Source organism: Caldicoprobacter guelmensis (genome assembly GCF_016908415.1).
Classification (GTDB): Bacteria; Bacillota; Clostridia; order Caldicoprobacterales; family Caldicoprobacteraceae; genus Caldicoprobacter; species Caldicoprobacter guelmensis.
Window position 1 is genome coordinate 210,575 of sequence record NZ_JAFBDW010000002.1, and the last position, 13,686, is coordinate 224,260.

A 13,686-nucleotide genomic window follows, 5' to 3' on the forward strand; every position below is an offset into this window, starting at 1 on the left:
GATAAAATCAAATGATCAGGGGGTTATTATGGATGATTTCTAAAAAGAAAGATAAAGAGGTTGATACAATTATAGGCAAAGGTACTACAGTAGATGGAGACATAAGGTCTGATCGCAGCATACATGTCGATGGAAAAGTAAAGGGCAATTTATGTGTGGAAGGGGATGTGGTTGTAGGTAGGGAAGCTTCTATTACAGGAGATATTACGGCTAATAATGTTTATATATCGGGTGTTGTAGAAGGCAATGTGTACTGCTCGGGATTTTTGAGGATATTCTCAGAGGGTGTACTGAAGGGAGATGCTAAGGCGCGCAGCTTTGCAGTCGATGAAGGGGCTTTCTTCGATGGCAAAATCTCCATGAGTCAAGGGGAGAAGGCAAAGGATGACTATGGTGTTGCCAAAGAGGGACAGCAGTCAAATACTTAGGCGAGGGAACATCAGCTATCTCCCGCGAAGGGGAGTAGTGGCCGAGTGGCGCGGCCCGCGGTTGTGTCGTACCACTTGGGATGGCACAGCGTCGCTGAACCGAAGCGCAAGGGTAAACCCTGTGTGCATCCGCTTGAGGATGCCCCTCAATTTATTGAGGGGGAGGGCGTCACATATTGAATAGAGGGTGGTTTTATGGCATGTAAAAAGGTATTATATGAGGAATTATTACCCCTCGAGTTTATAGAGAGGGTTAATGCTTTCCCAGTGGCATATTTGCCTTTAGGGATCCTGGAATGGCATGGGCTTCATCTGCCGCTGGGTGCTGACGGTTTGCAGTCAAAAGGCGTGTTTGAGAAAATCGCATCAGAAATTGGTGGGATCGTACTTCCGATGTTGTTTCTTGGCCCTGACATCGTGGTAAACAAGGATGGCGTTTGCTACTACGGAATGGATCATCACAGCTTTGATGATGGGATGCCTCAGCAGCTAGAGGGATTAAAGTGAATAATTAGGTCTCTGGAACCAGAGATGCGGATGCTGGGGTCGCTGGGGCGCCGGAGTTGAAGACGCCGAAAGCCGGTGCGGGGCCACATGCTGTACTTGACATGACGGATAAAACATGTTATTATTCACTAGGTTGAAGTATGTTGTGCAAATATATACAAAAAAGGAAGATGGAGAGGAATATTAAATGACGAAAGGGCAGGTTGAAGCAAAGATAAGCGAAGCGGTTACCAAGTTTGAAAGGGAGTTTATGGGGCGAGGTCCCAAGCAGATCAAAACGGTAATCGTGGAGGACCTTATAATAATACGATTGATAGGTTTTTTAAGCAAGTCGGAGCAAAAGCTGGCAGAAAGCAGTCAAGGAGTGGAACTGATAAAGAGGGTAAGGAGTAATCTATTTGAAAATGCGAGGGAATACCTGGAAAGTTTAATCAAGGAAGTAATCGATGTGAATATAATAAGCATTCATTCTGATGTGAGCACAAAAACTGGCGAAAAGATAATTGTATTAACAGTAGACGAAAACTTAGAGCAGAAATTTGATAAATAACAGATGTTTATCAAGTTCGCTCAAAATGAAATTATATATTGCAATAATATATAATTTGTGTTAGTATATATATAGTCTGTGAGACTTTAAAAATTTAATATTGGTATATTGGAAGACGGTCCGAAGGGTTATAAACCAGTCGGTACGTAAGCCAATATTTAATGATTTACCTGAATCATTAAATATTGGCTTTTTTGTTTTTATTGTTAATTCTGTGGACGCTATTTTAAGCAGTCACAGCAAATAAACCTAATCTAAGGAGGATGAGTTGACCATGTTGAATACAAAGGTTCTGCTTACTAAAGGAATTGACATTAATGATAGGGAATACTGCCAAACTGCTTTTGAACTTTTTAATAGTAGAAGTTTTTTTATCCTTCTTGAGAAGTTCAGCAATGCCATCATCAAGGAAAAACCAGAGTATTATGAGTTTTTAAATATGTACTTCAATGATGAGGGATACATTGATATATGGCGCATACCTCATCTGTTGGTGGATCTGGTAGCAGGAAAATGCGAGTATCATGCGGCTTTGTTGAATGACCAAGCATTTAGAACAAAGTTCATGAGTTTTATTGGAGAGTTTTATAACTATTGCATAAAGAAAACCAGTTTGCTTTTGGTTGAAAGCAACAATTTTACTGATTATAAAAGCAATATGTTTCATATAAGAAAAAATCAGTACCTGTATAACCTTATAGTTGAAACATACTGCAAAATCTACGAAAATCTTGACAGCTATGGGAAATGACCAAACAGATGAAGAGCGAGCGTGCAGGATGCATTGCGTTAAGACAGGGGAGTTTTTAATTGTGCGGCAGCTGCGGATAAAAAGGTCTGTGTTATTTTAAAGAAAGCTCATTTTGTAAAAGCAATATATGAAATAGTACGACGTAGTAACAAGTTGAAGGAGGAGGATTATGAGACTGATATTGCTTGGAGCACCTGGAGTGGGGAAGGGCACTCAAGCGACCTTGCTCTCAAAAGCTCTTTCGATACCCCATATATCAACTGGTGATATGTTTAGGTATCATATTTCCAATAATACCGATTTAGGGATGGAAGCGAAACAGTACATTGATAAGGGTATGCTGGTGCCTGATGAGATAACAGTAGGGATGGTGGCAGATAGACTAAAACAACAAGATTGTAGGAATGGATTTGTGCTGGATGGTTTCCCGAGAACAATACAACAGGCAAAATTTCTGGATAAAATTTTGAAAGACCTGAATATACAGCTTGATATGGTTATCAATATTACTTTGGATGATAGAGAGATAATAAAGAGGTTATCTGGAAGGCGTATTTGTCCGCAGTGTAGCGCTGTCTATCATATTGAAGATAAACCCCCGAAGAATGAAGGGCTTTGTGATAATTGTGGTACTGGGTTAGTCCAGAGGGGAGATGACAAAGAGGAAACGATTATAAAAAGATTACAGGTATATCACTCTCAAAGTGAGCCGATATTGGAATATTACAAAGATAAAGTAAAGATAGTAAATATTGAAAGCCATAAATTACTTGAAGTAACTACAAAGAGGGTATTTGAGGCGCTAGGGGTGGACTACAAGACATTAAATGCTTGCTAGATTTTTGAATTTATACTGTTTGGTTAAAAGATACATAAACATTTGCAGGGTTAGAGCACGCGATTAAGGGAGGCGAAGAAGGAGAGGCATATAAAAAATGACGAAAGGACAAATTGAAGCAAAGATAAGTGAAGCGGTAACCAAGTTTGAAAGGGAATTTATGGGCCGAGGGCCCAAGCAGATAAATACTATCATTGTTGAAGACCTTATAATAATACGGCTAATAGGTTTTTTAAGCAGGTCAGAGCAGAAGCTGGCAGAAAGCAAGCAAGGGATAGAATTGATAAAAAGAGTTAGAAGTATGCTATTTGAAAATGCGAGAGAATACCTGGAAAAATTAATCAAAGAAGTAATTGATGTAAATATAATAAGCATTCATTCTGATGTGAGCACAAAAACTGGCGAAAAGATAATTATCATAACCGTTGATGAGGATTTAGAGCGCAGGTTTGAGTAAACAATAACTGGGAATAATGTAATTTTTTACAATAAAGGTGTATTGAGTTAAATACAAAAGTGGAGGAGTGAGTTCGATGGGGAATGAAGTACTGACCAAATTCATATTAAATGATGATTTGAAATATGTGCTGAGCGAAAAAGAGGTAATAATACCCGACAGCAGAGATGAGTTAATAGAGCTTGCATTGGGAAATCAAGAAAACAGTGTTTTTGAAGTAGCTTATGATGTGCCGGGTAAGGGTAGAATAGTTGAAGCTACTGTAGTAAGATGTAAAAATGGTGCGGTGGTAAACTATACTGACGCCTACATGAGGAGAAGAGATCCTGACTGCATGGTGGTGGCAGATGATGGCGATACCGATAAGCCAAGATACCGTGACAGATATGGAGAAGATTTTTCAACTTTAAGGCAACTGACGTTTGAATGGCTTAAAGGCCAAAACCTTATATTTATGCCGTTTATGGCAGGGGGGGAGGAGTATGGATATCCTGCTCTTCTTGTTGCGCCTGACAATGCAGGGTTTTTTGCTGCCGGCTTGGCAGATTTACAAGGTTTCATTCCCAGGCATAGGATACCTGACCAATTTAAGCCCAGAGCCATCATATATTTAGCTCCTCCTTTTAGGCATACTCACTTTGGAGGAAAACAAATAGTGGTACACAACAGGTTAAATGAATTGCATGAACTTTTTTCGTACAACCTGTATCCCGGCCCCAGTGCTAAAAAAGGGATATACGGAGTATTGCTTAACATAGGTGAGCAGGAGGGCTGGGTAACACTTCATGCTTCAACAGTAAGGGCTCTGACGCCTTATGATAATATCATAACCATTATGCACGAAGGAGCCAGTGGTGGCGGCAAAAGCGAGATGATTGAGCGCTTACACAGACAACCCGATGGAAGTATATTGCTTGGAGAGAATTTAAAAACAGGCGAAAAGCTGTTTATTGAATTAAAGGATGAATGTGAGCTCCAACCAGTAACCGATGACATGGCGCTGTGCCATCCCTCTTTTCAAGATGGTAACAAAAAGCTCATCGTAAAAGATGCTGAACAAGGATGGTTTTTGCGTATAAACCATATCACACAATACGGCACTGACCCGCTTTACGAAAAAATTACCATTCATCCGCCGGAACCTCTAATATTCTTAAATCTTTATGGCGTACCCGGCGCTACGTGCTTGATCTGGGAACATACCATGGATGCCCCTGGGAAACCTTGTCCCAATCCTCGGGTAATAATGCCCAGACGGTTTGTGCCTGGAGTAATTGATGACCCCGTAGAGATAGATATAAGAAGCTTTGGGATTAGGACACCAGCATGTACAAAAGAAAAGCCAACTTATGGAATTATTGGGTTATTTCACATTTTGCCGCCAGCTCTCGCATGGTTGTGGAGGTTGGTGGCACCCCGAGGGCATGATAACCCAAGCATTACCGATACGGTAGGAATGAGCAGCGAAGGTGTGGGTTCTTACTGGCCGTTTGCTACTGGAAAAATGGTCAACCATGCCAATATACTTCTGCGGCAAATTGTTGCCACACCTAATACGCGGTATATACTAGTTCCCAATCAGCATATAGGTGCATACCGTGTTGGATTTATGCCGCAATGGATTACGAGGGAGTACCTGGCACGGCGTGGCAGTGCAAGGTTTAAACCAGACCAGCTGGTTGAGTCCAGGTGTGCACTTTTAGGGTATGCTTTAAAAGCTGTTAAAGTAGAAGGAAAGTATATTCCCAAAGGGCTTTTAGAGGTCAATCATCAACCTGAAGTAGGTGATGAAGGCTATGATGCCGGAGCAAAAATATTGAGTGATTTCTTCAAAAGAGAGCTTGCTAAATTTGTAACTCCTGAACTTGATCCGTTGGGCAAGAAAATTATTGATTGCTGCATGAGCGATGGGACTCTTAAGGAATATATGGAATTAATTCCTATGAGGATGTAGTCAAGAGCTTGTAGTGGTGGATAATCCAGAATTGCAGGGTTAGGGAAGCAACATAATTTTAGTTTTTGTCAAAAGGTGGTGTTATGATGAATAGAAAAAAGGTTCTTCAGCCTCCAGCTAAAATAGGGATTATAGGAGGCGGACAACTGGGTCGAATGCTTGCAATGACAGCAAAGAGGATGGGGTATTTTGTGGCGGTATTGGATCCAGATGTTAATTCGCCGGCCGGACAGGTTGCAGACAAACAAATTACCGCTTCATTTTCGGATCGGCAAGCAATACGGAGTCTGGCAGAATTGACTGATGTGCTCACTTATGAATTTGAGCATATTGATGCTGATATTTTGAGTGAAATAGAAGTGGAGGGATATGCTGTGTATCCCTCTTCTTCTACGTTAAAAAACATTCAAGACAAATACAGACAAAAGACGTTGTTATCAAAGGCAGGGTTACCAGTACCGAAGTTTTATAAGATAAAAAGTAGAGAAGATTTAATAGACAAAATAGAGATTTTTGGGCTGCCGATGATGTTAAAAACTTGTTCTGGTGGATATGACGGCAAGGGGAATTTTGTCATCAGAAAAAAATCGGAAGCTGAAATGGTGTATGACTTGTTTATAAATCATGATGTAATGTTGGAGGAATATATAGATTTCACAAAAGAACTGTCTATAATAGTTGCACGAGATTTAGGCGGAGAAATAAAATATTATCCTGTTGTAGAAAATGTTCACAAGGATAATATATTGAGAATAACAAAGGTGCCGGCTGATATAGATGATGTTGTTGAGCTTAAAATAAAACACATAGCCCAAAAGACAGTGGAAGTTTTAAATGATATCGGCATATTTTGCATAGAAATGTTTCTCGATTCAAGAGGTGAAGTCTATATAAATGAAATCGCTTCAAGACCTCACAATTCAGGACATTATACTATAGAAGCCTGTGTGACTTCTCAGTTTGAACAGCTGATAAGGATAATCACTGGAATGCCGCTTGGCTCTACAGAACTCTTTTCTCCATGTGTAATGGTTAATATCCTTGGAAACGATACAGTTTGTGGGGCATACACTTTTGAAGGTATTGAAAAATTATTGGCAAAAGAGAAGGTGTATCTTCACCTGTATGGGAAATCTTTAACTTCCAATAGAAGGAAACTGGGACATATCACTGTTTTGGATGAGTGTGTAAAAAGAGCTGAGGAAAAAGCATTACAAGCGCTTGAGTGTATAAAAATTAAAGCTATATAGGTGTAATTGGAGGGAGTATATAATGGTCGATCAAAATGAAAGAAGGGACTCAGCCCGTAAAGTAGGGATAATAATGGGAAGTTATTCGGATCTTCCTGTAATGAAAGAAGCCGCTAAAATACTTGAGGAATTAGGAATTGCTTATGAAATGAGAATAGTATCGGCGCACAGAACTCCAGATGCCATGTATGATTATGCCAAAACAGCGGAAAAAAGAGGAATTAAAGTTATAATTGCAGGTGCAGGTGGTTCTGCACATTTACCAGGTATGGTTGCCTCTTTAACCCATATCCCGGTAATTGGGGTTCCCATTAAATCAAAGAACCTACACGGTATAGATTCGCTTTTATCTATAGTACAAATGCCGGCGGGAGTACCGGTAGCAACGGTACCAATTAATGGTGCTCAAAACGCAGCATTGCTTGCTGCTAGAATATTGAGCATTGGGGATTCAAATATGCAAGAGAAAATAGCTGTATATAATGAAAGAGTAGACAAAACAGCAATCCAAGAACTTTTCCATAACGGAGATGAATAAGTGGAATAAGGAGGATTGGCTTTGAGCGAATGCTTGACACGACAGGAGCGATTGAACAAAGATCTAATATCATATAATCCTAAAAGATGGCGTGTGAATATTCCGTTTAAGGATTACAGTTTAAGAATAGAAGATATAGTTCCTGCATTATCCGGTGCAATAGGTAAAGTTGCACTGGTTGCCGCATTTGCCGTGGCATGGGCTCAAGGATTTGGGATAAAAGACCCTGCCTTTGTTATTGAAAATGTCAGGCTGGAGATAGTCGTCGCCAGCATTTTAACGATTATATTTTGTGCCTTTTTAAACCCATATGCAGGGCCTCCAGGTACTCTTGCTCCGCTTATACCTTTGGTACCGGCAATGGTGGCTTCAGGGGTACATCCGCTGCCGTTGAGTATTCTCATAGGTTTCATAGGTATTATTATTTCCGGGTTTAAATATTTTGACAAAGTAATTGCTCTAAATGGTCCTGGCACTAGAGGCGGTATAATATTATTGTTTGGTATTATGGGAATTAGCAGCTCTTTAGATAATCTGAAAAACTGGGCACATAATAATGGGGTTTCTGAGTTGGTGGTGATCCTGCTTATTGTTTGCCTAATTTTATACTTGTTATTGAATAAATTTCGACTAAAATGGTTAATAATACCAACATGTGCCTTGGCGGCTTTGCTGATGTCTGGATTGTATGGCAAATACCCTGCCTTTGAGACTTCGATGGCCTTCCCGATAATGAATCCCAATATATGGTGGAATGAAAAATGGGGAATCGGGTGGGGGATAAATTTGGAGAATTTCATTAAGGCACTGCCTTTTACAATGCTGGCGGTGGTTATGTGGCCGCTTGATGCATTAGCTGTTAAAACCATACAGGAATTAAATTATCCCCGAGAAGCCAAAAAAGCGGTCTTTGATATGAATTCTACTTATACATTGGTCTCGATAAGGAACATTATCGGGGCAGTTTTAGGTGGTGGGCAAATATCGGCGGTGTGGAGAAGCTTTATGATACCTCTTGGAGTGGTAAGAAGACCTATAGGAGGGAGTGCTTTGATTTTAGGGATAATGGGTTTGGCTTTTGGCTTCTTTGGAGTACCCATAGACATCGCCGTGTTTCCTCCGCTGCTGTGGGTGGTCTTGATTTTCGGAGTATTTATGCCCCTTTTGGAAATAGGATTGAACACTGTAAAATCCATTGCGACTGCTCAAATAGCTTCTATTTGCCTAATAACAGGGTTCGCAATAAATCCCGTTTTAGGCTGGGTAGCTGCCAACTTGGTTGAAAATTTTAAAATAATTGATGCCACTGAAAACAATATGAAACTTTCGCGAAGCGATAAGGTAATGACCATAGTGATAGCTACGGCAACTATAGTATCGTATATTTTGGCAAATGTATTTTAAAAAAAGGAGAGATCGGGGGATAATCCCCCTAAATTTATTGGAGGAGGAAGTCACGCCTTGATTTTCAAATATAAAAAAACAAATGAAAAGAATAGAAAAATCATTAAACATATATCGTTAAACGACAGCTCAAACGATTTTACCTTGTTAAGCAATTTGTATTTTTCTATGACCCTAAAATAGATAAAGCTTCCTATCAAAAGACTAAGCATAAACACTCCTATTTTTTCCATATACGAAATCGGCTCCACCAACAAATACTGATTAAAAAGAAAGCCTATAAACTGCTTGGCAAAGATACCACCGGCAAGACACATAAGCCCCATACTCACAACAGTAACCTTTTGTACCATTAATACATCTATTGATGTCTTATTCGATTGTCCAAAGAATATTTTAGAATACTTTACGAAAGATATTATTGTACCAAGATTTATAATAATAATGCCCATCTCGAGGATGGAATCTTTTGCTCCATATGCAATCCAGTACTTGGACATGCTGCCATTAAAAAACGGAGCACCGGTAATACCAAGAACAGCTAATATTGCCGCAACAGAAACAGCAGGCATACTTTTTAATGCCCCCCGTATCTCATATATATTTCGTGTACCGTATTCCTTGCTTATTATACCTGCTGTAAGAAAAAGTACAGACTTAAAAACAGCATGGTTAATTATATGATAAACAGCACCCCAAAAAGCCTGTTCGTTATTCATATTTAGTCCCATTACGATAAGTCCTATTTGGGAAACTGTATGATAAGCCAGTATAAGCTTTATATCTTTCTGGGAAATGGCGAGCACAAAACCAACAACTGCAGTTAAAAATCCCAACAACAGAAAGAGGTCTGTCACATCAATAAACGGATCAAAAATATTTTTAATCCTCAAAAACAAGTAAACGCCGTTTTTTACAAACAGACCTGATAATATTCCGGATATAATAGAGGGAGCACTGGGTGTAGCGTGAGCCCTGGGCAACCAGCTGAAAAGAGGCATAAGTGCAGTTTTTAAGTTCAGAGCCGTGATTATAAAAGCATAAGGCAGGATTAAGCTGCTCAAATCTTGCAAAAGATACATTCTTTCCTGCACAAGTGCAAAATCTAGAACGCCAAGCATTCTGTAAAGAATTGCTGTTCCAAACAGGAAAAACACCATGGCAACCAGATTGGTAAGCAGGTATATCATCCCATCATATATCGACTGCTTAGCCTTCTGAAACATGATCAGTATGCTTACAACAACGGTAGACACTTCATATAATACAAAAACATTGAAAAAGTCATGAGAAACAAATATACCTATTATTAAACCTTCCAGAATGAGAAACAGCATCAAAAACAGCCTGTTAACATAGGTGCTTTTAATGTCAAAAGTAAGCATAGCCATAAACAAAACTGTAGTTAAAATCACCAGCACTGCTGCTATCAAATCCAGCTTAAGTGATATTCCAACGGTACTGCTCCAGCCTCCTAAATACTCCATATATATAAGACTGTCCGAGCCTTTAAGCCGTATAAAGTTGTATATGGCTGCAAGTACAAGTAAACACTGAAATACCAAAGCAGCATACCTGGAATATTTACCGGATATTATAAACAATAATGCGCCGAATATTATAGGAGACAGTATGAGAACGTATAAAGGTACCATTTATTTCACCCTTTTTTTCATAGCCTCTTCCCAATTTTCCGTACCATACTTACGGTATAAATGAATATACATAGTCAAAGCTATAGCCGTAGAGCTTACTCCTATTACAATAGCAGTTATCATAAGCGCCTGGGGAAGCGGATCGGCCATCTGATGCGGCGAAACATCTCCAATCGGCGGGAGCAACCCTTCTTTAAACCCGCATGAAATGAAGTACAATATTACCGCCGTCTCCATGACTTCAAGAGAGATTATTGATTTTACAATGTTTCTTTTGGCTATTAAGCCATATAAGCCGATAAAAAATATTATGAAGCTTACAACTTCACCTATAAACAATATTTATACCACCCTCCCTTAATTATGCTGCATCCTGAGCAATACCTGGAGCAACACGCTGTCATCACTTGCCTTCGTAAAATATAAATCTAAAAAATATTATTGATATACCACAGCACACTTTAAATCCAATTAGAACATTCATAACCATAAAATACATTGAATTGAAAAAATCAGCGTTAAATCTCCACTGATTAAAAATAAAAAATACAGGCACCGCAACAATGCATACGAAAAATATTTTTTCCAGAGTCTGAAGCACAGCAATATTGATATCGAATAACGGCATGGAAAGATACCGGCTCATGAATACAGCAGCCAATACGGCTCCTCCCTGAAAGCCACCACCCGGAGTTACATGCCCGTTTATGATAATATAAAAGCCGTACAGCAATATAAAAGGATAAAGCGAACCGGTTATTCTGGCTACAATTTCAGAATTGGTATTAGTTGTTTTACTATCCATCATACAGTACTATTCCCCACCTCGCCATGAAAAATAAATCACTGCAATTACGCTGACCAACAGCAGCAACGCTTCAAACAGCGTATCAAAAATCCGGTAGTTCAGGTAAATTGCTGTTACAGCATTGCCTGCACCAGTATCCTGTTTAAAAAACCTTACATAATAATCCCATGCAGGCGTTCCGGTAAGCTCAATAGTATTAATATAAGTACCCAAGGTTAAAAAACACATAATAATACACACGCCGCCTAACAACATACCGCGTTTTTTACCAAACAAATTGCTTAACGAAAATGTATTATTTTCATGAATATGATAAACCATAACAGGGTTATATTTCTTAATGGCAATTAAATACAGAATAGTGGCTAAAGTGCTGCCTATTATGGCCTCCGCTAACGATACGTCAGGGGCTCCGTAAAAAATATATACAACAGCATTTATCAACGAAAAAACCCCTAAATATATTATTGCCGTCCGTAATTGTCTTGCCTTGACAGACAATAATGCAAATACCATCATTGCCATGAGAAAAATTTTCACAATCATAGCTTCTCTGACTTCTCCTTCTTAATCTTATAGCCACTGTTATACGCAGATCGGGCTATTGAATGGGTTGAAAGCGGATTGGTTATAACAAACAACACCATCACTATAAGCACTTTTAAACTGAAAAAATTTAAACCCGATTTTACAACAATACCCAGCATCAATGTAATCAGCCCTACGGTATCCACTTTTGAAGATATTAAAATGCGGGGATAAAAATCTTTAAATCTAAAAAGTCCATATACTCCTGAAAATATAAACACCAAAGCCACAACAATCAGTATGTTGCCTATTAATTCCCTCATAACTCACCTCGCTTCTCAATAAACCTCGAAATCATCACAATACCAACAAAGCCGAACAGCGCGTATATAATAGCAATGTCCAGCAAATATGATTTATTGACTAAAAAAGCGAACACCACTATAACCATTACAATTTTTGAAGACAGCAAATTCACCCCTAAAATTCTGTCCCACACAGTAGGACCCAAAATAGCCCTGACAAGAGAAGCTACCCCCAAAATCGTCAATACCATGAGAACGATGTTCTCAAACCTCATCAGTTACCCCCTTCAAACGGTTCTCAAATTTAACCCTTATGTTTTGCTGCAACAAATTTTGACCATCTTCAGGACAATTCAAGCACAACACCTTCAGCTTTTTTCCATTTTTATCAACGGTTACAGTTCCGGGAGTCAGGGTAATTGAATTGGCAAGAATACAGAGCAGAAAGTCGTTATCCAACCCACTTTCATATTCAATAATTCCAACATTAATTTTGTGAGTAAGCATCCTGTAAATAGCGGTAAACCCGGATGCATAAATTTGAACAAATAGATAGGCAAGATATTTTATAAAGTTTCTTAAACTAAAAATATAAAGTTTTTTATAGTCCTGCTTAAGCAAATATTTTTCAGTATAAAGTATTGCAATAAAACTCGAAACAATACCAGAAACAACCTGTATAAAAGTAATTTTTTCATTAATTACAACCCAAAATACTGTAAGAATTATAATAACTTCTATATAATGCAAGAATTTTCTCAGAATCACAACATCTCATCACCCCACATACCATAGATGAACCATCTTTCTTTAAAAGAATAACATACTTTTTAATAAATGTAAATGGATATGGGAGGTGGGGCGACCCGCGGTCGTGTCATACCGATTGGGGTGGCACGGCGTCGCTGAACCGGAGTGCAAGGATGAGACCCTGCATGCTAATTAGCCCTTTCAGGTGGAATGAAGGATAAAGAAAGGGTTATGGTTGTTTTTAGACAAAGGTAGGGTCTTTGATAAATCAACATTGTAGTATTGGACTAAGTTTAATCACTTTTTTAATACAACGTTTTTTATCATCTTGTACAGTTCAATTAAAGGAATGATGGAAATAGATGCAAATAAGACTACGACCCATTCTACCATATCCAACTGCTTTACTCTAAGAGACAGTTAAAGTTGGTATTGGCATGGGGAGATCTAGAGCTGCATAAAGATGAATTAATGCAAAATTGGGAGTTAGCTAAGATGTATCAACCATTAAACAGAATAGCCCCTTTAGTCTGAGTTTAAAGGAGGAGTGAAAATGGATAATAATTATTTCCCGGAAGTAGTTCAGGTAATTCCTACGGAAGATTATAAAGTTTATATATATATATTTTGATGACGGCTCGATAAAGCTATATGATGCGAAAGAAATCATTAATAAAGGGGTATTTACAAAACTCAAAGACAAAAAAACGTTTATGGAGATCTATACAGCACTAAATGGAACTTTAGCTTGGGATATAGAAGGCAACTATGATACCAGTAGATGTCTTGACCTAGACTCATTGGTATTATACGAAACTTGTCCTGATGTCGAAGAGCCAAAAGAGTTATTTCAGCGTTATAATATAAAAAACTCGGAAGTCTAAAATTTCATATGCCACTGCATGGCGGGGGCTGAACAAAACACATGTTCAGTTCCTGCTCTTTTCTGTCATATACTTTACT

Annotated in this window: 18 protein-coding genes and 2 pseudogenes; 13 read left to right on the plus strand and 7 right to left on the minus strand. The window is 38.7% G+C overall.

The features are described 5' to 3' along the window. Positions 1-32: 32 nt before the first annotated feature. From JOD02_RS03510 to JOD02_RS03560, 11 genes are all read left to right on the plus strand, one after another. Positions 33-428, plus strand: a complete 396-nt coding sequence (locus JOD02_RS03510; RefSeq protein WP_204486952.1) for a bactofilin family protein — start codon at positions 33-35, stop codon at positions 426-428. Next, positions 385-612, plus strand: coding sequence for a hypothetical protein (locus JOD02_RS03515; protein ID WP_204486954.1), 228 nt, complete (start codon positions 385-387; stop codon positions 610-612). The genes JOD02_RS03510 and JOD02_RS03515 overlap by 44 nt, the downstream gene beginning before the upstream one ends. 11 nt (positions 613-623) lie before the next feature. Beyond that, complete coding sequence (locus JOD02_RS03520; RefSeq protein ID WP_204486960.1) at positions 624-935, plus strand: creatininase family protein; 312 nt, start codon at positions 624-626, stop codon at positions 933-935. Between the two features lie 187 nt (positions 936-1,122). Further along, the gene (locus JOD02_RS03525) at positions 1,123-1,485 is read left to right on the plus strand and encodes a DUF2294 domain-containing protein (protein ID WP_204486961.1); all 363 of its coding nucleotides are present in this window, start codon (positions 1,123-1,125) and stop codon (positions 1,483-1,485) included. A gap of 274 nt (positions 1,486-1,759) precedes the next feature. Then, entirely contained in the window at positions 1,760-2,236 is a 477-nt protein-coding gene (locus JOD02_RS03530) for a hypothetical protein (protein WP_204486962.1), read from the plus strand. Between the two features lie 169 nt (positions 2,237-2,405). Continuing rightward, positions 2,406-3,074, plus strand: coding sequence for an adenylate kinase (locus JOD02_RS03535; protein ID WP_204486964.1), 669 nt, complete (start codon positions 2,406-2,408; stop codon positions 3,072-3,074). Positions 3,075-3,171: 97 nt separating this feature from the next. Continuing rightward, a complete protein-coding gene (locus JOD02_RS03540; RefSeq protein WP_204486966.1) occupies positions 3,172-3,531 on the plus strand; it encodes a DUF2294 domain-containing protein in 360 nt (119 codons plus the stop codon). Between the two features lie 76 nt (positions 3,532-3,607). Beyond that, the gene (locus tag JOD02_RS03545) at positions 3,608-5,485 is read left to right on the plus strand and encodes a DUF4914 family protein (protein ID WP_204486968.1); all 1,878 of its coding nucleotides are present in this window, start codon (positions 3,608-3,610) and stop codon (positions 5,483-5,485) included. An 86-nt stretch (positions 5,486-5,571) separates the two neighbouring features. After that, on the plus strand, positions 5,572-6,735 hold the full coding sequence (locus tag JOD02_RS03550) for a 5-(carboxyamino)imidazole ribonucleotide synthase (RefSeq protein ID WP_204486970.1): 1,164 nt from the start codon (positions 5,572-5,574) through the stop codon (positions 6,733-6,735). A 22-nt stretch (positions 6,736-6,757) separates the two neighbouring features. After that, a complete protein-coding gene (purE, locus tag JOD02_RS03555; RefSeq protein WP_204486972.1) occupies positions 6,758-7,273 on the plus strand; it encodes a 5-(carboxyamino)imidazole ribonucleotide mutase in 516 nt (171 codons plus the stop codon). A 21-nt stretch (positions 7,274-7,294) separates the two neighbouring features. After that, the gene (locus tag JOD02_RS03560) at positions 7,295-8,677 is read left to right on the plus strand and encodes a DUF3360 family protein (protein ID WP_204486974.1); all 1,383 of its coding nucleotides are present in this window, start codon (positions 7,295-7,297) and stop codon (positions 8,675-8,677) included. 50 nt (positions 8,678-8,727) lie between these two features. Here the strand turns inward: JOD02_RS03560 and JOD02_RS03565 are convergent, their stop codons facing one another. The 7 genes from JOD02_RS03565 to JOD02_RS03595 form a co-directional block, all read right to left on the minus strand. Then, entirely contained in the window at positions 8,728-10,332 is a 1,605-nt protein-coding gene (locus JOD02_RS03565; protein WP_204486976.1) for a complex I subunit 5 family protein, read from the minus strand. Then, complete coding sequence (locus JOD02_RS03570; RefSeq protein ID WP_207754213.1) at positions 10,333-10,671, minus strand: cation:proton antiporter subunit C; 339 nt, start codon at positions 10,669-10,671, stop codon at positions 10,333-10,335. It lies immediately after the preceding gene. A gap of 64 nt (positions 10,672-10,735) precedes the next feature. Beyond that, positions 10,736-11,140 carry an MnhB domain-containing protein gene (locus JOD02_RS03575; RefSeq protein WP_243426314.1) on the minus strand — a complete coding sequence of 135 codons (405 nt, stop codon included), beginning with the start codon at positions 11,138-11,140 and terminating at the stop codon, positions 10,736-10,738. 6 nt (positions 11,141-11,146) lie between these two features. Further along, a complete protein-coding gene (locus JOD02_RS03580; protein WP_204486978.1) occupies positions 11,147-11,686 on the minus strand; it encodes a hydrogenase subunit MbhD domain-containing protein in 540 nt (179 codons plus the stop codon). Next, entirely contained in the window at positions 11,683-11,991 is a 309-nt protein-coding gene (gene mnhG, locus JOD02_RS03585; protein WP_204486980.1) for a monovalent cation/H(+) antiporter subunit G, read from the minus strand. The genes JOD02_RS03580 and mnhG overlap by 4 nt, the downstream gene beginning before the upstream one ends. Continuing rightward, complete coding sequence (locus JOD02_RS03590; RefSeq protein WP_204486981.1) at positions 11,988-12,248, minus strand: monovalent cation/H+ antiporter complex subunit F; 261 nt, start codon at positions 12,246-12,248, stop codon at positions 11,988-11,990. The genes mnhG and JOD02_RS03590 overlap by 4 nt, the downstream gene beginning before the upstream one ends. After that, positions 12,238-12,741: a Na+/H+ antiporter subunit E gene (locus JOD02_RS03595; RefSeq protein WP_204486983.1), complete on the minus strand. Its 504-nt coding sequence runs from the start codon at positions 12,739-12,741 to the stop codon at positions 12,238-12,240. Before JOD02_RS03595 ends, JOD02_RS03590 begins: the two co-directional genes overlap by 11 nt. Before the next feature lie 393 nt (positions 12,742-13,134). Between JOD02_RS03595 and JOD02_RS11430 the strand changes: the two are divergent. Together JOD02_RS11430 and JOD02_RS11870 are read left to right on the plus strand one after the other, a co-directional pair. Next, positions 13,135-13,257: pseudogene (locus tag JOD02_RS11430) on the plus strand (DUF4160 domain-containing protein); the annotation flags it as partial. Between the two features lie 19 nt (positions 13,258-13,276). Next, positions 13,277-13,607, plus strand: a pseudogene (locus tag JOD02_RS11870) (DUF2442 domain-containing protein). Positions 13,608-13,686: the final 79 nt, after the last annotated feature.